Consider the following 20,658-nt stretch of genomic DNA (forward strand, 5'->3'; position numbering starts at 1 on the left):
TTTACAATTGCTTCCAGATCGGTGCCAGGGCGGCAACCGAAGCGGTGTAGCTGGGGAAAATCTGATCATATTTTTGAACTAGTACGGTGTCTGGAGCCTCGCTTTTGGAGAGGGTAGGGCTGACCCAGTCCTTGATGATGGTTCGCATATCTGGCGCGAGACCAACGCCAACAGCGGCGATCATTGCCGCACCTGTCGCTCCTGCTTCTTCACGGGTAGCACGGCGGAGATCTGCACCGAGACAGGCTCCCAGAATTCGACGGAGTTCATCGGCGCGTGCTGCGCCGCCTGTGACAACAATTTCGCGCGGGATTTCTCCCATTGCTGAATAACAATGGCGGGCCGAAAGTCCAAGGCCTTCGACTACAGATCTGACGATGTCTGGGAAACGATGGCCCGAATTGAGGCCGATCAGGCTTGCCCGCGCCTTCACATCAATAAATGGGCCGCGCTCGCCCGCCTCGGAGATATATGGATGATAGAGAAGTTGCCCAGGTTGCGCTTTGATGAGCCATCCATTGAGACGGGCAATAAGTTCGGCCCTATCTGGCTGATGTCCGAATTCACGAGCTATTTCGCCCGCTAATGCGAACACCCAGTCAAGATTGAGCGTTGCAGCCATATTGCTTTGAATTTGTGCGACCCAGCCCGGTATCGGAAGCGGCATTACATATCCGGATCGTGCGTCGACGGGTACGAAATCATCTGCGGGTTTTGCCACCATATGCATGCCTGTCGAACCGATGATTGTGCAGGCATTGATGTCGTCTTGAGCAAAAAGACCGCCGCCGATTGCTGTGCAGGTAACATCGACATAAGCCAACGCGACAGGAGTGCCTGAACGTAAACCTGTTTCGCGTGCGGCATCCTGTGTGAGTTTGTGCGTTTTTTGCGTGCCGTCGATTATCGGCGGCAGAAGATATTTCAGCTCGGTGAGTTCCAGTGCGTCAATAACGTCGGGCGAGTATTCCCGTGTACGAAAATCCCCAAAAGTGAAACTCGCTTCCGAGGGATCCACAACTCGTTTGCCCGTCATACGGAAGTAAAGCCAGTCCTTGCAGTGAAGTGAGGTTGTCGCCTTGTCGAAAACCTCTGGCATGATTTGCCGCATCAGTCCAAGTTGCGTTCCCATCTGGCAGGAGTTTAAACCTGCGCCCGTCGAAACATAGCGCGCCTGATCGCACGGCTTACGTTTAAGCTTTTCTGCCCGGTCCGCTGCGCGGGCATCAAGCCAAAGCCATGCTTCGGTTACGGGTTCACCGTTCTTGTCGATTAGCCATGTACCGTCGCCTTGGCCGGTGACACCGATTGCGGCGACACGATCGGCAATCCCAGGCACTTTATCGACAAGTTGCCGCAATGCGAGGGCTGTATCTTGCCAGGTTTCATTCATGTCCTGCACTGCGGCGCCGTCCGGTCGCGTCACATATCGATTTGGAACTGCCGCAACCGCTATCTGCTCGCCTGACAAATCAAAGGCAACTGTCTTGATCACAGAAGTTCCCGCATCGATGCCGATAAGGATATCCTGCTTTGCCATCATGCGATCTCCTGGCCATGTGTGATTGCCTGTCCGCTGATCGCATCAAACACGTGCAGATCATTGGCCGGGAAATGCACGCCAATGCTCTCGCCCACCCGAACTGCGCTGCGCTCATGTTCTACGAGAACGAGCGGTCTGTTACTGAGTGTAGCGCCAATATGGCTTTGATCACCGAGCCATTGATTGACATTGACATTTGCCGTTACACCCTGTTCTGCACGCTGCACAGCATATGGTCTGATGCCAATCACGACATCTCCCAGTGATGCTACCAATTCGCGTGTACCAGCTTTAAAAGCTTCAGGCTTATAGACAAGTTTTTGACCATTGCCGAGATCGAAGCTCAAGCTGCCATTGGTCTCCGCCGCAGCTTTTGCAGGAAATGTGTTCATTGGTGGTTCGCCGACGAAAGTGCCGGTGAACAGGTTGGCCGGTTTAAATTTAATCTCCTGCGGACTTGCAAATTGTTGCAGAACGCCTCCCTCCATCACCGCGATCCGGTCGGCGAGAGCGTTGGCTTCCGTCTGATCGTGGGTTACAAGAATCGCGGTCAGTCCGTGTTCTTTGATATAATGCTTGATGCGCCCGCGTAGCAATGTGCGCAGCTGTGGTTCAAGTTGCCCCATTGGTTCATCGAGAAGATAGAGGTCGGCCTCTCGTACGAGCGCCCGCGCGAGAGAAGCACGCTGCTGCTGTCCACCGGAAATAGTACCGGGCATACGATGCAAAATATCCGTGATTTCCAGCATCGATGCCACCTCATTGACGCGGCGGCTAACGTCCGCTTCGGCAAGCTTTGCGGCTTTGAGTGCGAAGGCGATATTGTCGCGAACATTTACCGTGGGGTAAAGAGAGTATCCCTCGAAGGCCATGGCAACATGCCTGCGGACGGGTGGCAGCTGGTGCACTTCTCGGTCGGCCATGATGATCGTTCCGCGAGAGACAGGTTCAAAGCCTGCTATCATCCGCAGAGTAGAGGTTTTTCCACAACCAGATGAGCCAAGCAATGCGATGATTTCGCCGGCGTTGATGTCCATATTGAGGTTTTTGACCGCATGGAAACCTTTACCAGCCGGTCCGTAAAATTTGTCGAGGTTGGTCAGTTTGAGCATAGTCTTGGTCATTGTCCGCCCTCCAGTTCAATACGGCGACCGTTTTGAGGATCAAACAGCAGAACGGCATTTGCATCGACAGCGACGTGTGCAGGACCGCGATCCGGTGCAGGTGTTCCGGCCGGTCGCGAAAGCATGATTTCGCGACCACGTTCAGTGAGGGCAAGCGAAACTGTCTTTTCATTAAGTGGCGTTTCTGCCTCGACTGTAATGGGGATTGCCCCGGGCGTTTCGGACGTAACAAACCGAATTGATTCAGGACGCAGACCCAGCATCAAAGATTGACCGACATGCGCTGCAAGGCCTTGCGGTAAAATGAGGCGGCCACCGGAAAGACGCGCTTCGACGGCACCTGAGGACATTCTCTCAGGTGTTATTTCGAGAAGATTGATAACCGGATCACCAAAGAGGCGCGCAATTTCAATGGTGGCCGGGCGACAATAAATGTCCTCTGGCGTGCCAATCTGAGTTATGCCCTTTGCATCAAGAACGGCAATTCTATCACCCAGAGCCATTGCTTCCTTATAGTCCTGCGTGACGTAAATGACAGTCGCATTGCGTTCGCGTAAGAGCCGTGGCAATTCAAGCCGCATTTCGAAGCGCAGCTTGGCATCGACATTTCGCAGCGGATCATCGAGCAATAAGATGGAGGGATCGCCGGCAAGCGCACGGGCAAGTGCCGTACGCTGTTTTTGACCGTTGGAGAGCTCTTTGGGCTTGTGACTTGTGACATGGTCGATTTTCAGGAGGCGAGCGAGATTGCCGACTGCTTCCCTGATCTTGTCTTTGCCATAACGTCGTGCAGTCAGTGGTGCCGCAATATTTTCCGCCGCGTCCATATGTGGGAAGAGCGCAAAATTTTGAAACGCCATGCCGAGCCCGCGATCTTCCGGCTCGACCCCTGCCATGTCTTGGCCATTAAGAAATATGCTGCCCTCATCGGGGTCGACGACGCCGGCAATCAGGCGAAGAAGAACGGTCTTTCCTGCACCCGAAGGACCAAAAAGAACTACCGTTTCGCCAGTCCCGACGTCGAAGGAGATGTTTTCGAGGACTTTATGGGTCTTGAATGATTTATGGATGTTCTTAAGCGATATTGACATATCTTACCCTTTCACCGCGCCGAGCGATAGACCCTCAACGAGGTAGCGTTGGGCATAAAGTGCAATGGCGAAAGTAGGCGCGATCGAGAGAACGATTGCTGCTGCAACCTGCCCATACTGGATGCCGGACGCGGTCACGAAAGCGAGGGCACCAACTGTCACCGGCTGTTTGTCAGCCGATGCAAGCACCAAGGCAAAGACGAAGTTGTTCCAGGCGAAGATGAAAGCCAGCAGCGCTGCGGCTGCAATGCCGGGGCCTGCAAGCGGAAGCGCGATCCTGCGAAATGTCGCTCCCCAGCTATGGCCAGCGATACGATAGGCATATTCAATATCGGCAGGCATGTCTTCAAAATATCCACGCACGATCCAGAGGATCAGCGGCAGTACGATTAGCTGATAAACCCAGATAAGACCAAGATAAGTGTCGCTCAAACCGATTTGCTGGAAATAGATTGTAAGCGGCAGCAGAACCAGTAGTGGTGGAGCAAAGCGGAACGAAAGAAGTGTGAAAGCGATGTCTTCCGAACCACGAAATTTAAGGCGCGCGAATGCATAGGCCGCAGGAACACCAAGCAAAAGACCTATCGCGACTGACGTCACCGATAAGAAAAACGAGTTGAACAGGTTCTTCATGAAACTGATTTCGAGAACGCCTGCCGATGTTTGCAGTTTGCCGGAAATAAGTGCCGTGTAGTTTTCAAGTGTGGGCGAAAACACCACGGATGGCGGCACGCGCAAAATGGTTTCGTTGGTCTGAAAACTCATCAGGAATATCCAGACAATCGGGAACATGAAGAACAGCACCACCAGGGTCAAAGCAATGACACGCAGGATGCGTTCGAGAGGGTGAACATGTTGCATCGTCATATCCTCTTACGCTTCGGCATGGGCTTTTTCGCGCAGGCGCAGCCATTGCTTGATGAAGATGTTCGACAGCGTATAGGTGATTGCCCAAAGGATAATCATGAGCGCTGCAGAACGCCCGACATTGGTGGATTGGAAGAAATTGAGATAGGCCTCGACCTGGAAGACGGTCAGCCGGTTGCCCGGTCCGCCCTGGGTCATGGCGTAGATGATATCGAATTGCTGGATGCTTTCGATGACGCGGAACAGCGTCGCAGTGAGCAAAAATGGCGTCAGCATTGGCAGCGTGATACGCCAGAAAACGAACAGCCGAGGAACTCCATCGAGCGTGGCGGCTTCAAAGGGTTGTTGTGGCAGTGAGCGGAGACCTGCCAGCAAGAGGATCATGATGAAGGGCGTATAAACCCAGATGTCCACGATCACGACGGTCAACATCGCCGTTGCGGGATCAGACGCCCAGCGGAAATTCTCAAGTCCGACCTGCGAAGCTAGCCATGACATAATACCGAAACCGGGATTGGTCATCAGTTTCCACATCAACGCAGCAAGCGCAGGCGCCGTCATCAACGGCATCAAAAGCATGATCGATATGGCATTGTTGATCATTGTGCGCCGTTGGAGCAAAAGTGCGATGCCAAGGCCCAGCAGAAGTTCGCAGATCACGGTCGAGAAGGCATAGGTAGCTGAGACTTTCAGGGTGTTCCAGAAAGCGGCATCGGTCATGAAGTTGAGATAATTCTCGCCCCAGTTCCATTTGCGTGCCCATGGCTGTGAAAGTCGGTATCGCTGAAGCGAATATGCTACCGCCGTCAGAAAGGGGATGAGAATGCCAATACATGTCAGCAGTGCCGGCAGGCTCAGCAGATAGGGGAGCATGCGGCGGCTGACACGACGGCGGCGAACCACGGGTGCACGGGTCATATCACTCATGAGGCGGTATCCTCGGCAAAGCTCCGCCCGCGGGATAAATCTCCCGTTACCTCACAGGCAGGCGGAATACGAATGGGAATGATGAGGGCAGCGACATTAATCACCGCCCTCGTTGCATCATTGTCAGCCCAGGCCGGCTTCTTTCAGCTGGCGGTTCACGCTTTCCGCCAATTGATCGAGGCCTTCATCTACCGGCACTTCCTTCGCCACCATCTTTTGCAACATCGCGGCCCATTCTGTGGTCAGGTCAAAGAACAGGGGCTGCGCCGTGAACTTGATGGATGCACCGTCTGCTGAGGCGTCGAACATTTCGACATAGCCCGGATACTTTGCGGCAATTTTGTCGCGATAGGTCTGATCTGCCCAGACTGACTTTCGGACTGGGTTGGTCAGATCCATCTCACGTGCACCGAACAGGTCATGTTCAGGACCGGTTGCCCACTGCAAGAAGAACCAGGTTGCATCCTTCTGCTTGGAAAAACTCGACATGCAGAGCGACCAGATCCAGACATTCGGCGTTGGACCAGAGGCTTCTGGATTAGGTTTGAAGGCTGCATAGGCAAGGTTGCCCATTTCGGCATTGCCGGGACCGTTCATGAAGTAACCTAGGCAGTCTGCATCATAGATAAGGGCCGACTTGCCCGCGCCCAGATCGGTGCCTACCTGATACCATGTATGTGTCGACCAGTCAGGCGCGCCGGCTTCCTGGATCATCTGTACCCACTTCTTGTGGTAATCCTTGGAAACGTCAGTGTTCATGGCTGCCGACAGCATGCCGTCATCGGCTACGGTCAAGTCTTTCTGACCGAAATTCGCATAACCGGAAAGGAAGCCTGCGTGGATTGTTGCCCAGCTTCGCGAGCCGCGAACGCCGACACCATATCCACCGGAGAGTGCACCTTTGGCTTTCTTGCCAGTTTCGATCAACTCGTCCAGCGTGGTCGGAACTGTTAATTTGTTGGCGTCGAAAATTCGCTTATTGTAAGTGAGGTTATTCATTTCGTAGGCCATTGGAATACACCATTGTTTGGCGTCTTCCGATCCGAGCTTTCCGCCCGGTTGGCCGTTCCATGCGCAACTGTCAACGACGGGCTTCAGGAAATCGTCCCAGTTATAGTTCGGATTGGTCTGGCTTGCGTCTGCGATATAGGGTTTGAGATCTTCGATCCAGCCAGCAGGACCATAGGTCCATGTCATGTAGGCACCCGACATGAACGCATCATATTCGGAGGAGCCTGATGAAAGGGCGGCAGTCACTTTGTCGAAATAAACATCTTCCGGAAAGACGTCGTATTTGACTTCCATGCCGGTCAACTCTTTGAACGCCTTGAGATTGGCGATCATCGCATCCGTATAGGGATGCTTGTTCAGCAGGAGCTTTACGGTCTTGCCTTGGTGCTTTTTCCAGTCGAAGTCAGCGGCGAGGGCGCGTGTCGCACTCAAGTTCAGAAGAACCGATGCGGACGAAACACTCATCCCCAGAATGCCGAGCCCTTTGATCAGGCTGCGACGGCTCATCTGCCCACGTTGAAACGCTGCGATCAGGTCTTTTTCTTTATCGTACAATTTCGTTCCTCCCAAAAAGCCCCCTCCTCAAGGGGCGAATGACAAAAGATTCCTTGCAGTTACTTCGTCAACGATCAGGCCTGAAAGCAGGCCGGATTTTAATACAGCGCGGATCGCGCTGACCTTCTCCCGCCCCCCTGCGATTGCGATCAGGCGGCTTTTCCTCAGCACATCTAGGTCGAGCGTGATCGAACGCGCTGTGAGCGGTGTTTCGACGTGGCTGCCCTCTGTGTCGAAGAAGTATCCCAGCACCTCGGCCCTTGCTCCCATGGCTTTGATACTGGAGATTTCCTCGCGGTCGATCATGTCGGCCGCAACGAGCTGTGCGTCAGCCTCTACATTGCCTATACCGACGATCTTAACTTCAGATGCCGCCGAAAGTTCAAAGACACCAGCGACGCCACGCTGAGACAGCAGAACTTCGCGGTCTTCGGGTGTGTTGGCCGCAAAAGGTACAGGCAGCATGTATGCTGGTGCCGATGTTTTCTCGGCGAGTTTATGAATGACGTCGTGCGGATTGGCTGCATAATTGCGCGCAAGCCCCCCGATCAGCGATACAAACCGGATGCCGGTTGTTTCCAGTCGTCGCAAATGGGACGCTGCAGCTGCCAAAGTGCGACCATGACCGATGCCCAGAAGCCGATATTGTTGTGATCCAATCAGTCGATAGAGAAAGTCTGCTCCGCGGATGCCAAGCGCCTTTAATGGCATCCCTTCTTCGTTGAGATCAGGCGCAACCTCGCAGACGTCAAGTCCGTATGTATCCTTGAGACTATTTTCGAGGCGAATGCACTCGCCGATCTCGCCTTCGATCGAGATGTTTACGGCGCCCGCCTGAACTGCCCGGGCAATCAGGCGGTGGGTTTTGACACGGGGCAAATTAAGCCGATCCGCGACTTCAGACTGCGTCATGCCGCCTGCGTAATGCAGCCATGCTGCCCGGATCGCGAGATCGTCCTCACTGTCAAACACTGCCACCAAAGTCGCCTCGTGTAATAAAGTTCAGGTGATGAACAATTGTTAGTCCTTCACCGTGCGTGTGTCAACGGGCGGTCGATCAAAGATTTCCCCTCTGATCGTTGCCGGTTCAATTTGTGTTTGCTGTTAGTTACGAAATCGGCGCTTGCGCTCAGGGCTCGTTGGGCATCGGCCGATGTCTTGAGACAAAACGGTCAAGCTCTTTTTGCTGTGGTGGTTGACCGGTGAAGGTTTCGACATAGTGCGGAATACGTGCGAGGCGCAACAGCTTCTCCTCCTTGGTCCGCATCGAGATGTAACCGATCTGAACGAGGTAAACGGTACGGGCGCGTACATCAGCCGAGGCCCTGTCACACCCGAAACGCTCAAACATACGCGAGAGCCCATCGAGGCGTATTCGATCCGCGGCATGCACTTCCTCTTCAACCTGAACGGATTGAAGAGCCCAACTGCGGATCGCGAATTCAAATTCGGGGTCAAAGAGATCGGGGCTTAACCAGCAATCAAAGACATTCAATACGGCTTCTTGTATTGTTTCGGCATAAGCATTTGCTCGGTGCAAGAGCGCGCCGGTATTTTTGTCGCGCCAGCGTACAATGAGGGCATCCAGCAATTCTTCTCGATCTTTAAAAAACCAATAGAAACTCGTCCGTGAAATATCGAGTGTCTTTGCAAGCGGTAGAATTCTAACCGCATCGACGCCACTTTCGATCAACGCGTCATAAGCTGCCCGCAGCCATAAATCCGGCGAACCGCGCCAGCCAGTCTCATTTAATTTAGCTTGTTCCATTGTTGAATTTTTAACAGACCGCTGCAGTTTGGCAAGGGTTCTGTACATTGATGAATATTAAATTGACAGCTGTGTACATTTAGATTTAGCTCAGTAAAAAAATCATACACGGGAACAAACGCTATGTCGGTCGATCCGCTGCTCTTGCCGCTTCAGATTAAGCATCTGACGCTTCGCAATCGCATTATGCTTACCTCGCACGAACCCGCATACGCCGAAGACGGCATGCCGAAGGCAGCTTACCGGGCCTATCATGTTGAACGTGCCAAAGCTGGTGTCGCATTGACGATGACAGCTGGCTCAGCTTCCGTCTCAAAAGACAGTCCGCCGGCATTTAACAACGTACTTGCCTATAAGGATGAGGTGGTGCCTTGGTTACGAGACCTTACCGACGAGTGTCACGAACATGGGGCCGCGGTGATGATCCAGCTTACACATCTTGGTCGTCGAACCCGGTGGGACAAGGGCGACTGGTTGCCTTCGGTCTCTGCATCTGGCAAGCACGAACCTGCACATCGAGCTTATCCCAAAAAAGCCGAGGATTGGGATATCGAGCGTATAATTGGCAACTATGCCGATGCTGCGGAACGCATGAAGGCTGCAGGACTCGATGGATTGGAGGTTGAAGCCTATGGTCATCTGCTGGATCAATTCTGGTCGCCACGAACCAATGAGCTCGACGGCGATTATGGAGGCTCGCTTGAAAATCGCATGCGCTTTTCGTTGCAGGTATTGGCTGCGATCCGCGAGCGTGTTGGTTCCGATTTTCTTGTCGGCATCCGCTATGTCGCCGATGAAGTTCTTGCCGGTGGGTTGACGCGCACCGATGGTCTCGAGATTTCACGGAAACTCAAGGAAAGCGGTCTTGTCGATTTTCTCAATGTCATTCGAGGAAATATTGAAACAGATGCCGGATTGACTGATGTTATCCCCATCCAAGGGATGCCCAGTGCGCCCCATCTTGATTTTGCCGGAGAAATTCGCGCTGACACCAACATGGCGACGTTCCACGCGGCTAGAATTCAGGATGTTGCCACAGCGCGCCATGCGATTGCATCGGGTAAGCTTGATATGGTGGGTATGACGCGGGCGCATATGACTGACCCACATATTGTACGCAAAATTATGGAGAAGCGAGAAGTCGACATTCGCCCCTGTGTGGGTGCAAACTATTGTTTGGATCGGATTTATCAAGGTGGCGCCGCGTATTGCATTCACAATCCTTCTACAGGACGTGAACTGACGATGCCGCATCTGGTGAAGCGAGCAGAGCAAAGCCGCCAGATTGTAGTCGTCGGTGCAGGCCCGGCAGGACTGGAAGCATCCCGCATCAGCGCGGAGCGTGGCCATAGAGTGACCGTATTTGAGGCAGCAAACCAGGCCGGAGGGCAAGTTCGGTTGACGGCTCAAAGCCCGCGCCGGCGCGAGATGATGGGCATTATCGATTGGCGTATGGCGCAGTGTGAGAAGCTTGGTGTCGATTTCCGCTTCAATACTTGGGCTGAGGCAGATGCGGTGCTGGGTGAGGTGCCTGATGTTGTGATTGTCGCTACCGGCGGGATGCCAGATGTGCATATCCTACGCGAAGGGAATGAACACGCGACTTCGCCGTGGGATATAATCTCTGGTGATCTGCGAGTTGGCTCAAATGTGCTGTTGTTTGACGAGGCGGGCGATCATTCCGGACTGCAGGCCGCTGAATTTGTAGCGGATAATGGCGGGAAGGTTGAGATGATGACAGCTGATCGCACTTTTGCGCCAGAAGTTATGGGTATGAACCTCGTGCCTTACATGCGAAGCCTGCAAAAGAAGGATGTGACGTTTACTGTGACCTATCGATTAGAAGCGATCCGTCGCGATGGAAACAGGCTGATCGCGCAGATTGGCAGTGACTATGGTGGGGTCAGCTTTGAGCGAGAATATGATCAGATCATCGTCAATGATGGCATCCGACCATTGGATGATCTCTATTTTGAGCTCAAGCCTTTGTCCCGAAACCTGGGCGCTGTGGATTATGACGCACTGATTGATGGTCGTTCTCAGAATTTGGTCAGAAACGCCGCCAGTTCGTTTGAGCTTTATCGCATCGGTGACGCAGTTTCCACGCGTAACACCCACGCAGCAATTTATGACGGCCTGCGTCTTGGAAGTGCACTTTAACCATTCCCGCCGAGGTATTACTTCAGGTTATGGACGAGCAGATATTTTTTGTATTTGTAATCTATCGGTCCGGAACTATCGTAATCAATCAAGGGAACACTGACAGCATAAACAATATCAAAGAGCTGTCTGAACAATCGCGATCCGCTGCCTTCTGCAGGCGATCAGAACTGCATGTCGCGGAATGATGGGAATGATCGTGATGAACGATAAAAATGGGGAGTCTGCTTATTGAACGCGATGCGCCCGGCACTGGTATCTGAAACGGTGGGTATTCCTGCCGCCACGCCAAAACTCATTCGCCTCGAAGGCCTTAGCAAGCATTTTGGCGCGCATCGTGTACTGGAGAATATCGATTTGGATGTCGCGCAGGGAGAGGTGCTGGCTATCATCGGACCTAGTGGCTCCGGCAAAAGCACGCTGCTACGTTGTATCAATTACCTTGAAAGACCCGATGGAGGTTTGCTCACTGTTGGCAATCTCAAGCTCGACGCAACTCAGGAACCGCGAAAGGCACAATTGAAAGAATTGCGCAACACTGTTGGCATGGTCTTTCAGTCGTTTAATCTATTTCCACATATGAGCGTTCTACGGAACGTCAGCCTGCCGCAAGAGCGTGTTCTGGGCCGTAGCCGAGCTGAAGCAGAGCAGAGAGCGCTTCAATTACTGGAGCGGGTCGGGCTTGCAGATAAGGCCACGCAATATCCAAGTAGATGTTCCGGAGGGCAGCAACAGCGCATCGCTATTGCGCGTTCTCTTGCACTTGATCCGCAGGTGATGCTTTTTGATGAGCCAACATCCGCGTTGGATCCGGAACTTGGTCTTGAAGTACTCGCTGTGATGCGGGAACTGGCGGAAACCGGCATGACAATGCTGGTCGTAACGCACGAGATGGGTTTCGCAGAAAACGTGTCAGACACAGTAATGATTATGGCTGATGGCAAAATCATCGAAAAGGGTGCGTCAAAGGAAGTGATGCGCAATCCGCAAGAGGAGCGCACGAAGCGGTTTCTTCGTGCGGTGCACGACAGATGACAGCAGACAACGTTCTTCTCATCCTGAGTGGCCTGCCGTGGACCATTGCCCTGACGCTGGGTTCGTTCACAATAGGATGCATACTTGGCGTGCCGTTGTTGGCAGCACGCAGCGCGCGCTTCGCACCAACACGTTGGATTGCAGCTTTCATCATTCAAATCGTTCGCGCGCTTCCACCAATCCTGTGGCTGTTCATTATATTCTTTGGTATTGGTATGGGCATTATGCCGATCAATCCTTTTGTTGCGGCAATGATTGGTCTTGGGTTGATTGCATCCGCAAATATGGCGGAGATCTATCGTGGCGCTCTGGCCTCGTTGCATCACGGACAGTGGGAAGCGGCGACCGCTCTTAATTTTGGTTCCAGATATACGTTGATCGATGTGGTTGCCCCGCAAGCGTTTCGCGTCGCACTTCCTTCGGCTGCGAGCTATCTCATAGGGCTTATGAAGGAAACAGCCGTTGCTTCGACCATTGGCGTTGCCGATTTGGCTTTCCGCGGCAATCAAGTTTCACAGCTCACGTTCAAGGGAATTGAAGTATTTGCGCTGGTCGGGTTGTTTTATATCTTCCTGAGCCTTCCGGTTGCGTGGCTGTCACGCTCTGCGGATAGCTATCTGAGAGCAAAGGTGGCGCGGTAATGTTTCCCACCCTTGACGAATTTTACGAATGGATGCCAGCCCTTTTAGGCGGACTTAAGATCAGCCTGCAGGTTTCAGCTTTAAGCCTCGCAATCGGCATTCCGCTTGGCCTGGGCCTGGCGCTAGGTGTCGGTGCGAGGTCACGCGCGGCTCGATATGTCAGCTTGTTTCTCGTCGAAATCGGGCGAGGGGCACCGGCGCTCGTGCTGTTGCAATTCATGTATTTTGGCTTGCCATCCACGGGATTGACGATGACATCTTTCTCTGCGGCCGTAATTGCCCTTGCCTGGAATACCGGCGCTTACACGAGTGAAATCATTCGCGCCAGCCTGCAATCGATCCACCAAGGTCAACGAGAGGCTGCTGAGGCAATGGGTTTCAGTATGATTGATGAGCTGCGATTTGTGTTGTTGCCTCAGGCATTGAGGGTCGCGCTGCCAGCGCTGCTCGGCTTTGCCATTCTGATTTTTCAGAGCACGTCGCTTTGTTTTACAATTGCGTTGCCAGAACTGGTGAGCAATGCCTACGAGATCGGCGCCAACACCTTCCGCTATATGCCCGCGTTGATGTTAGCGGGTCTGCTCTATGCAACCATCTGCGTACCGGCTGCATGGATCGTTTCATACGTTGAAAGGCGGTCATCCGCCTATGCCGCGCGATAAATTCACAACAAAAAAAGGGGAGTTGCATATGAAGAACGGGATCATTCACAAGGGCATTATCGGTTTTGCCATTCTATTAGGGATGTCCGCCACGGCCTTGGCACAGGATTGCAAGCCGAAGCACGAATTCAAAACCATCACACCGGGCACATTGACAGTCGCAGTTACAACTTATGCACCACATTCCTTTATGGATGAAAGCGGGATGATGAAAGGTCTCGACGGTGACATTGCAACAGAATTTGCCAAGCGAGAATGCCTGACTGTAAAACCCGTTGCAGTCGACCCGGCCGCAGCCATTCAATATGTCCTATCTGGCCAAGCCGATATCACCACCGGTGACTGGTATCGGACCGCCGAGCGCGCCAAGGTAATGAATCTTTCCTATCCTCTCTATAAGGATCAGATGGGGCTTTACTCCAAAGATGGTATAAAGACCGTCGAGGAACTTGTGGGGAAGAATGTTGGCACTGTACAAGGCTATCTATGGGTAACGGATGCCAAAAAGTTACTCGGCGCGAAGCTGCGCCTTTATCCGAATTCGGTGAATATGCATCAGGATCTCGCATCAGGTCGTATTGACGTTGGTATCGACGGCTATTCGACAGGTGCTTATGCAGCCAAGAATGGCAACCTTAAAGATATTAAGGTCGAAGTCGCGTTACCAGACGATCGTATTCGAGCTACCAAGGAAGCGGCCCAGGCAAGCTTACCATATGCGAAGAACGCTACGGATTTCGGCGCTGCGTTAGACGCAAATATCGAGGAAATGCACAAAGATGGCACAATTGCGAAAATTCTGCAGTCCTACGGCCTGGAGGAAAGTGCGGGAGATACCGGCGCACCAAAGCTCCTCGAATAGTCGCTGACATTCACTTCAACCACATTTCATATCGGAGACTGTAACGATGACTGTTTACGCGGTCAGCCGGAACAGCCAGTCGTGGTATGGGGAACAGGTCGGCATCCTTATTTTGGATGCCGCCTATCCCTGCGTGCCTGGTAATGTCGGCAATGCGACTACTTATAAATATCCGGTTCGCTATCAAGAAGTGCGTGGTGCTTCGATTGATAGGTTGCTGAACCAGCGTGATCCGGCACTGCGGGAAGCGTTCGTGGAGGCTGCGCTTGAACTGCAGGGTCGTGGTGTGAAAGCCATAACTGGTGCCTGCGGGTTCATGGCCTACTTTCAGAAAGAGGTTGCGGACGCTGTGGATATCCCGGTGTTTTTGTCTAGTCTGATGCAGATACCATTCATGCATGCAGTGGCACGTGGAACGGTGGGAGTAATTACCGCAAATGCGCAGCGAATGACACCGCGCCATTTTGCTGCGAGCGGCATTCCGGAGACCATCCCGATTGTGTTGGCAGGGATGGAGGAACAAACTGAGTTTCGTGAGGCGGTGCTTGAAGAAAAAGGAACGCTCGATTCCGCAGCCATTGAACGCGAAGTGTGCGAAGTGGCCAAAAAACTGGTTCGCGATAACCCTGACGTTCGCTCTATTCTGCTCGAATGTAGCGATCTCCCGCCTTACGCCCATGCAGTTCAAAAAATCACGGGAAGGCCAGTTTTCGACTTCATCTCAATGATCAATTATGTCCAGCAGACCGTAGCTTGCCGCCCCTATCAGGGCCTCATGTAAACGTGTGAATAGGAGTTACCGATGTCGCTTGATCATTATTTCCTGCTTGGCCGATCGGGTCTGCGTGTCAGTCGTCTTGCGCTTGGCACAATGACATTCGGCAATGGTGGAATTAGGGGGATCAGTGGCTCGTGGGGTACGAATGAGGCTGATGCGCGTGCGATCTTTGATCGCTATTTGGAGCTTGGGGGTAACTTCATTGATACAGCAGACTCTTATGGCGCAGGTCTGAGCGAAATGCTCGTTGGCAAGTTCATTGAGGAGACTACTTGTCGTGACCAAGTGGTGATCGCAACCAAATATTCGAATAATATTCACGCTGGTAATCCCAATACGGGAGGTAACAGCCGCAAGAATATGATGCGTGCAGTTGATCAATCGCTGAGGCGTTTGAAAACAGACTATATTGATCTCTACATGGTGCATACTTGGGATGGAATGACACCTGTTGAAGAGGTCATGCGGTGCTTTGATGACCTGATCCGTGCTGGAAAAATTCGCTATTGCGGGCTTTCAGATGTTCCGGCCTGGTATGCTGCTCGTGCCCAGACTTGGGCAGAAGCGCATGCATTGTCGCCACCGATTAGCCTGCAATTGCCGTATTCGCTGGTCGAACGTAACATAGAGCATGAATTCGTACCGTTAGGGCAGAATCTTGGATTAGGAATAACTGCATGGAGTCCGCTCGCCATGGGGCTTTTATCCGGAAAATATCTTGGTGGTGGGGAGGGGCGTCTCAATCGAGACAACGCGGATGGGCTCGGCCTTTTCACCGAGCGTAATATGCGTGTCGTGTCGGCTCTTGCCGAAGTGTCTGAAGCCCTTGGTAAGTCTATGGCGCAAGTAGCGCTGAACTGGGTGGTCACACAGCAGGGTATTGGTGCTGCCATAATCGGTGCAAGCAAGCTGTCGCAGCTTGATGACAATCTCAGATCACTTGATTTTATGATCTCCGAGGAACTTCGCTTCAAACTGGATGAAGCGAGCAAGCTACCACCGCCCTATCCATATTCTCTGTTCACTCGGGATTATCAAGCGGGGATCCTAAACACAGGTACTTCGGTCGGGGATAAGCCACAGGGTTATTGGCCTACGAAATTCATTCCAAAGATCGGTGACTATACTTTCGGTAAGTCCTCCAGCAATTCCTAAGACTTTCAAAGGAACATCATGAACGATATGCCCGCCAAAGTGCAGCCTGTCGCCAGCATCGAACCTGCGCTCTTTGTTTTGACACTTGATTGTGACGACAAGCCTGGCATCGTTGCAACGATCACCACAGAACTTGCCGCAATCGGTGGCAACATTGTGGAAAGCAACCAGTTTCGCGACAAGCTCACCAACCGCTTCTTCATGCGCATCGCCTTCAGCGCTGCCTTTGATATGCCGCGTGAAGCGATAGTGCATGCTTTAAAACCCGCCGGTGAACGTTTCGGTATGAAGTTTAACGTCGCAGATGCAAGCCGCAGGCCGAAGATTGTACTGATGGTTTCGAAGTTCGATCATGCAATGCTACATCTGCTTTATCAAATCCGCGTAGGTTGGTTGAATGCCGAGATCGTCGCTGTGGTATCCAATCATGAAGACAGCCGGCTGACCGCTGAGAGTGCGGGAATTCCTTACTATTGCTGGGCCGTAGATAAAGGCAATAAAGCCGAGCAGGAAGCGCGTTTAATTGATCTGGTTCGCGAGACACAAGCCGATCTGGTTGTGCTTGCTCGTTATATGCAGGTGCTTTCTGATCAATTGTCAAATCGTCTGTTCGGGAAGATTATTAACATTCACCATTCTTTTTTGCCGTCGTTCAAAGGTGCAAAGCCATATCATCAGGCATTTGAGCGTGGTGTGAAACTGATCGGTGCGACCGCCCACTACGTGACACCTGACCTTGATGAAGGTCCAATCATTGAGCAGGAAACAGAGCGTGTTACCCATTCGATGAGTGCTGAAGATTTCGTTGCAACGGGTCGCGATATAGAAAGTCGTGTTCTCGCCCGCGCGGTAAAGATGCATATCGAAAACCGCGTTATGCTTAATGGGCACAAAACGGTCGTTTTTGCTCAATAGAGCGCTCGTTAAAGCTCGAGCTCCGCGTCTGCGCCCTGTTCCAGTAACCAGTCGCGGAACAATTCTGCACCGCGTTTTGGCGGCCGCTGTGCAGGCATGATGAGATAAACTGTGTCACCAGAGCGGTGGGATATATTGGCAGCACAAACCAACCGGCCGGCCACAATGTTATCACGCACGAGATGTTTCCAGCCGAGTGCCACACCTTGTCCAAGCACTGCCGCTTCGATTGAGCTGAGTGCATCGGTAAAGACAAAATCCTGCTCGATGCGCGCATTCTGCACGCCAGAACGTTCCATCCATTCACGCCAACCCAGACGCGAACGATGGCGCTCTTCAAAGTGCAATAAAGTGTGTTTGAGCAAGTCTGCCGCTTGGTGAATTGGACCGTGTTCTTTCAGATATGAAGGACTGCAGACCGGCCAGACTTCTTCAGTAACGAGAGGCCATGCAAGAATACCCGGCCACTTGCCTTTACCAAGACGCGCCGAGATATCGATGTCTTCCTCAAGCAAATCCTGATTGTCGCGGCTGCTTTCTTCAATGCGTAGAGCCACATCGGGATGCTTTTCCTTGAAGTCTTTCAAACGCGGCAGCAACCAGTGTTGTACAAAGGATGCCGAAAATGAAACGCGAATGATGTCGCGTGAGTGCTTCTTGCGCATGGATGAAATGACCATATGCAAATGGTCGAATGCTTCCTGTGTTTCACGATAGAGCCGTTGTCCTTCAGCTGTCAGCTCCAAACGGCTACGATCTCGCCTAAAGAGCTTCAACCCTGTCGCTTCCTCCAACAGTTTGATCGTCTTGCTAACCGCAGGTTGACTAACATTCAACTCATCAGCTGCAGCTGTGAAACTTAGACGCCGAGCAGCTGCTTCAAACACGAAGAGATAGTTGGCAGATGGAATGAGCGATCTAAGTCTGTGCATAATCTGAAGTTATACCTAGCCGGATTTTTTATCAAGCTCACAGCGCCAAAATCCCTCTGTAATGTGACGCACAAACGGAACGACCACGCCAATTCGTTCGGGTGTCGGAGTTCCTCAAAAAACATGTCATGGAAGGGAACTTGAAATGCAGACTCATGCACGTGCAGTTGTCATTGGCGGAGGGTGCGTTGGCGCATCAATTCTTTATGGCCTCGCAAAGAGGGGCTGGTCGGATGTTGTTCTTTTGGAACGAACCCAACTCACCGCCGGTTCAACGTGGCATGCCGCAGGTCTAATTCCTTCCTACGCGCGCAATATCAATATTGGCCGTATGATCAACAAGTCGATTGAGATTTATGAAGGTCTGGAAGCGGAAACTGGTCAGCACGTTGGCTGGCATAAATGCGGCCAGCTTCGCATTGCTAACACCCGTGACCGGCTCGATGAGTACAAGAGCTATATGAGTGTCGCTGACGTGCAGGGTGTGCGAGCCGAACTCGTTTCTCCTGCTCGCGCCCGAGAGTTATGGCCATTGCTAGAAAACAACCATGATATGCTTGGTGCGCTCTATCATCCAGATGACGGACACATCGCTCCTGCTGATGTCACCATGGCGCTTGCCAAGGGAGCGCGTGACAACGGCGCCAAGATTTACCTCAATACGCAAGTCAATGGATTCGAGCGTCTGCCGAGCGGCGAGTGGAAGGTGAAGACCAATAATGGTGATATCATCTGCGAGCATGTAATCTCAGCTACCGGAAATTATGCAAGGCAGACCGGTGCTATGCTGGGACTAGACATCCCCGCAATTCCGATTGTTCACCAGTATTGGATCACCGACTCCGTGCCGGAAGTGATCGAGCGTAAGCGTAAGGGTTTGCCTGAGATGCCAATACTTCGCGATGAAGGCTTTGAAGGCTATTTGCGTGAAGAGGGCGATGGACTGATGTTCGGTCCTTATGAAAAGACCGAGCACCTGAAGCTTTTTGCTGAAAACGGTGTACCTGAGTGGTTTGGTGCAGATCTTCTGGAAGAAGACTTCGATTCAGTCTCATGGAATTGGGAGCGAGCGATGGAACTCGTTCCAACGCTTGGTCGTGTTGGTATCAAAGCAAATGTACGCGGGCCATTTCAGATGACAGCCGACGAGTTGCCACTGGTGGGCCCGGCGTGGGGGCTGGATAATGTGTGGCTCGCTGAGGGCGTGCCAGGTGGAATTCTGTGGGGCGGCGCAATAGGATATTACTTGTCTGAACGAATTGTCGAAGGCAGCAACAGCATCGACACAAGTGAACTTGATCCGCGTCGTTTTGGAGATTACGCGAACAAGAACTGGACGCGTGAGAAGGTTCGTGAAGCATGGGGCACCCATGCGGATCAGCACTATCCTGGACAGGATATGCCTGCAGCACGCCCACAGAAAACTGCTCCATCCTATGACCGTTTAACTGAACTTGGTGCGGTATGGGGCTGTCTCAACGGTTGGGAAATGCCTAACTGGTTTGCTCCGAAGGGAGTGGAAGCCAAGGATCAGTATAGCTGGCGCTGGACTGAAAAAGGCAATTATGTTGGCGAGGAAGTCGAGGCTGTACGCAACGCGGTTGGCCTTGTCGAAATGACGCCAATGACTAAATTTGAAGTCAGCGGTCCGGGTGCTGAAGCGTGGCTCGATCGCATTCTTGCCAACCGGCTGCCGAAAATCGGGCGCGTTAATCTTGCTCACCATTTGACGAAAAACGGCGGTGTTCAGGCGGAATATGTTGTCGCACGTTTGGCAGACGACAGCTTTTACATGATCTCGACACCCCGTGCCGAGCGCTGGAATTTCGATGATCTGTCCAAGCTTCTGCCGAAAGATGGCAGCGTGAGCCTGCGTAATGTGACCAATGATCGTGGTTGCTTTACGATCGTGGGTCCGAAAGCGCGGGAAGTATTGCAGACATTGACCGAGATCGATCTTTCAAACGAAGCCTTCCCGTGGTTTGGTATCAAGAATGGTACGGTCGGCCTTGCAAGTGATGTCCGCTTGTTGCGCGTAAACTATGAAGGCGAACTGGGTTGGGAGCTCTATCATCCACTAGCATATCAGCGGAATCTTCTGGAAGCTTTGCTTGCGGCCGGCCAAGAACATGGTCTGCGTCTTGTCGGGCTGCATGCGCTGGAATCGCTGCGCCTTGATAAATCCTACCGCGCTATGTATCGCGATATGAACCCTGAATTGAGCGCTTGGGAAAGCGGATTGGAGCGTTTCATACGTCTTGAAAAGGACGACTTCATCGGCAAGCAAGCGCTGGTCACACAGAAGGAACATGGCATCAAACAGCGCTCCGTAACACTCTCGATTCAAACTGATGGTGCGAGCACGCTGTCTTGCGAGGGTGTCTATCACAACGGAAAGCTGGTCGGTCGTGTCACATCAGGTGGTTATTCTTATACTTTCAAACATGATATCGCGCTGGCGCTGCTGCCAGTCGAACTTGGCGTTCCGGGAACGGAACTTGAAATCCCCGTTTTGGGTGAAATGCGAAAAGCCTGTGTGATTGAAGAATCTCCTTACGATCCGGAAGCCAGGCGCGCGCGTGTTTGATTTGGAAACGCTGCACGTGCCGCTTCTTAAAACGAATGAAAGGTT

Annotated in this window: 18 protein-coding genes; 9 read left to right on the forward strand and 9 right to left on the reverse strand. The window is 52.5% G+C overall.

Features of this window, described 5'->3' with window-relative positions:
- Nucleotide 1: 1 nt before the first annotated feature.
- The 8 genes from QSJ70_RS03235 to QSJ70_RS03270 form a co-directional block, all read right to left on the reverse strand.
- A complete protein-coding gene (locus QSJ70_RS03235; protein ID WP_352230983.1) occupies nt 2–1,543 on the reverse strand; it encodes an FGGY-family carbohydrate kinase in 1,542 nt (513 codons plus the stop codon).
- Nucleotides 1,540–2,667 (reverse strand): ABC transporter ATP-binding protein, encoded by a 1,128-nt coding sequence (locus QSJ70_RS03240; protein WP_285534771.1) that lies wholly within the window; start codon nt 2,665–2,667, stop codon nt 1,540–1,542. The genes QSJ70_RS03235 and QSJ70_RS03240 overlap by 4 nt, the downstream gene beginning before the upstream one ends.
- Nucleotides 2,664–3,758: an ABC transporter ATP-binding protein gene (locus tag QSJ70_RS03245; protein WP_215777357.1), complete on the reverse strand. Its 1,095-nt coding sequence runs from the start codon at nt 3,756–3,758 to the stop codon at nt 2,664–2,666. Before QSJ70_RS03245 ends, QSJ70_RS03240 begins: the two co-directional genes overlap by 4 nt.
- A gap of 3 nt (nt 3,759–3,761) precedes the next feature.
- On the reverse strand, nt 3,762–4,619 hold the full coding sequence (locus QSJ70_RS03250; protein ID WP_215777356.1) for a carbohydrate ABC transporter permease: 858 nt from the start codon (nt 4,617–4,619) through the stop codon (nt 3,762–3,764).
- Nucleotides 4,620–4,631: 12 nt separating this feature from the next.
- Nucleotides 4,632–5,552 carry a carbohydrate ABC transporter permease gene (locus QSJ70_RS03255; RefSeq protein ID WP_215777354.1) on the reverse strand — a complete coding sequence of 307 codons (921 nt, stop codon included), beginning with the start codon at nt 5,550–5,552 and terminating at the stop codon, nt 4,632–4,634.
- Between the two features lie 123 nt (nt 5,553–5,675).
- Nucleotides 5,676–7,118: an extracellular solute-binding protein gene (locus tag QSJ70_RS03260; RefSeq protein WP_215777353.1), complete on the reverse strand. Its 1,443-nt coding sequence runs from the start codon at nt 7,116–7,118 to the stop codon at nt 5,676–5,678.
- Between the two features lie 27 nt (nt 7,119–7,145).
- On the reverse strand, nt 7,146–8,030 hold the full coding sequence (locus QSJ70_RS03265; RefSeq protein ID WP_445558150.1) for a sugar-binding transcriptional regulator: 885 nt from the start codon (nt 8,028–8,030) through the stop codon (nt 7,146–7,148).
- Between the two features lie 217 nt (nt 8,031–8,247).
- The gene (locus QSJ70_RS03270; protein ID WP_285534773.1) at nt 8,248–8,886 is read right to left on the reverse strand and encodes a TetR/AcrR family transcriptional regulator; all 639 of its coding nucleotides are present in this window, start codon (nt 8,884–8,886) and stop codon (nt 8,248–8,250) included.
- Between the two features lie 123 nt (nt 8,887–9,009).
- Here QSJ70_RS03270 and QSJ70_RS03275 point away from each other — a divergent pair, with 123 nt between their 5' ends.
- The 8 genes from QSJ70_RS03275 to purU all read left to right on the forward strand — a co-directional run bounded on the left by QSJ70_RS03275 (nt 9,010) and on the right by purU (nt 17,094).
- Nucleotides 9,010–11,046, forward strand: coding sequence for an NADH:flavin oxidoreductase (locus tag QSJ70_RS03275; protein ID WP_285534774.1), 2,037 nt, complete (start codon nt 9,010–9,012; stop codon nt 11,044–11,046).
- Between the two features lie 240 nt (nt 11,047–11,286).
- Nucleotides 11,287–12,081: an amino acid ABC transporter ATP-binding protein gene (locus QSJ70_RS03280; RefSeq protein WP_285535091.1), complete on the forward strand. Its 795-nt coding sequence runs from the start codon at nt 11,287–11,289 to the stop codon at nt 12,079–12,081.
- Nucleotides 12,078–12,722, forward strand: a complete 645-nt coding sequence (locus tag QSJ70_RS03285) for an amino acid ABC transporter permease (RefSeq protein WP_215777348.1) — start codon at nt 12,078–12,080, stop codon at nt 12,720–12,722. Before QSJ70_RS03280 ends, QSJ70_RS03285 begins: the two co-directional genes overlap by 4 nt.
- On the forward strand, nt 12,722–13,384 hold the full coding sequence (locus tag QSJ70_RS03290) for an amino acid ABC transporter permease (protein WP_215777346.1): 663 nt from the start codon (nt 12,722–12,724) through the stop codon (nt 13,382–13,384). The genes QSJ70_RS03285 and QSJ70_RS03290 overlap by 1 nt, the downstream gene beginning before the upstream one ends.
- Nucleotides 13,385–13,412: 28 nt before the next feature.
- On the forward strand, nt 13,413–14,246 hold the full coding sequence (locus QSJ70_RS03295; protein WP_215777345.1) for a substrate-binding periplasmic protein: 834 nt from the start codon (nt 13,413–13,415) through the stop codon (nt 14,244–14,246).
- Between the two features lie 46 nt (nt 14,247–14,292).
- Entirely contained in the window at nt 14,293–15,027 is a 735-nt protein-coding gene (locus QSJ70_RS03300) for an aspartate/glutamate racemase family protein (RefSeq protein ID WP_215777343.1), read from the forward strand.
- 21 nt (nt 15,028–15,048) lie between these two features.
- Entirely contained in the window at nt 15,049–16,179 is a 1,131-nt protein-coding gene (locus tag QSJ70_RS03305) for an aldo/keto reductase (RefSeq protein ID WP_285534777.1), read from the forward strand.
- An 18-nt stretch (nt 16,180–16,197) separates the two neighbouring features.
- Nucleotides 16,198–17,094 carry a formyltetrahydrofolate deformylase gene (gene purU, locus QSJ70_RS03310; protein WP_215777339.1) on the forward strand — a complete coding sequence of 299 codons (897 nt, stop codon included), beginning with the start codon at nt 16,198–16,200 and terminating at the stop codon, nt 17,092–17,094.
- Between the two features lie 8 nt (nt 17,095–17,102).
- On the opposite strand, the gene QSJ70_RS03315 is transcribed toward purU, so the two are convergent.
- Entirely contained in the window at nt 17,103–18,026 is a 924-nt protein-coding gene (locus QSJ70_RS03315) for a LysR substrate-binding domain-containing protein (RefSeq protein ID WP_215777337.1), read from the reverse strand.
- Between the two features lie 145 nt (nt 18,027–18,171).
- Here QSJ70_RS03315 and QSJ70_RS03320 point away from each other — a divergent pair, with 145 nt between their 5' ends.
- Entirely contained in the window at nt 18,172–20,613 is a 2,442-nt protein-coding gene (locus tag QSJ70_RS03320) for a GcvT family protein (protein ID WP_285534780.1), read from the forward strand.
- The last annotated feature ends 45 nt before the right edge of the window (nt 20,614–20,658 follow it).

This window comes from Brucella sp. NBRC 12950 (genome assembly GCF_030268145.1).
GTDB lineage: Bacteria > Pseudomonadota > Alphaproteobacteria > Rhizobiales > Rhizobiaceae > Brucella.

Coding starts and splice junctions, on each gene's coding strand:
- QSJ70_RS03255 (WP_215777354.1), bottom strand. CDS start 5,552: ATGAGTGATATGACCCGTGCACCCGTGGTTCGCCGCCGTCGTGTCAGC.
- QSJ70_RS03285 (WP_215777348.1), top strand. CDS start 12,078: ATGACAGCAGACAACGTTCTTCTCATCCTGAGTGGCCTGCCGTGGACC.
- QSJ70_RS03275 (WP_285534774.1), top strand. CDS start 9,010: ATGTCGGTCGATCCGCTGCTCTTGCCGCTTCAGATTAAGCATCTGACG.
- QSJ70_RS03315 (WP_215777337.1), bottom strand. CDS start 18,026: ATGCACAGACTTAGATCGCTCATTCCATCTGCCAACTATCTCTTCGTG.
- QSJ70_RS03250 (WP_215777356.1), bottom strand. CDS start 4,619: ATGCAACATGTTCACCCTCTCGAACGCATCCTGCGTGTCATTGCTTTG.
- QSJ70_RS03265 (WP_445558150.1), bottom strand. CDS start 8,030: ATGACGCAGTCTGAAGTCGCGGATCGGCTTAATTTGCCCCGTGTCAAA.
- QSJ70_RS03245 (WP_215777357.1), bottom strand. CDS start 3,758: ATGTCAATATCGCTTAAGAACATCCATAAATCATTCAAGACCCATAAA.
- QSJ70_RS03320 (WP_285534780.1), top strand. CDS start 18,172: ATGCAGACTCATGCACGTGCAGTTGTCATTGGCGGAGGGTGCGTTGGC.
- QSJ70_RS03295 (WP_215777345.1), top strand. CDS start 13,413: ATGAAGAACGGGATCATTCACAAGGGCATTATCGGTTTTGCCATTCTA.
- QSJ70_RS03280 (WP_285535091.1), top strand. CDS start 11,287: ATGCGCCCGGCACTGGTATCTGAAACGGTGGGTATTCCTGCCGCCACG.
- QSJ70_RS03290 (WP_215777346.1), top strand. CDS start 12,722: ATGTTTCCCACCCTTGACGAATTTTACGAATGGATGCCAGCCCTTTTA.
- QSJ70_RS03235 (WP_352230983.1), bottom strand. CDS start 1,543: ATGATGGCAAAGCAGGATATCCTTATCGGCATCGATGCGGGAACTTCT.
- QSJ70_RS03270 (WP_285534773.1), bottom strand. CDS start 8,886: ATGGAACAAGCTAAATTAAATGAGACTGGCTGGCGCGGTTCGCCGGAT.
- QSJ70_RS03240 (WP_285534771.1), bottom strand. CDS start 2,667: ATGACCAAGACTATGCTCAAACTGACCAACCTCGACAAATTTTACGGA.
- purU (WP_215777339.1), top strand. CDS start 16,198: ATGAACGATATGCCCGCCAAAGTGCAGCCTGTCGCCAGCATCGAACCT.
- QSJ70_RS03300 (WP_215777343.1), top strand. CDS start 14,293: ATGACTGTTTACGCGGTCAGCCGGAACAGCCAGTCGTGGTATGGGGAA.
- QSJ70_RS03305 (WP_285534777.1), top strand. CDS start 15,049: ATGTCGCTTGATCATTATTTCCTGCTTGGCCGATCGGGTCTGCGTGTC.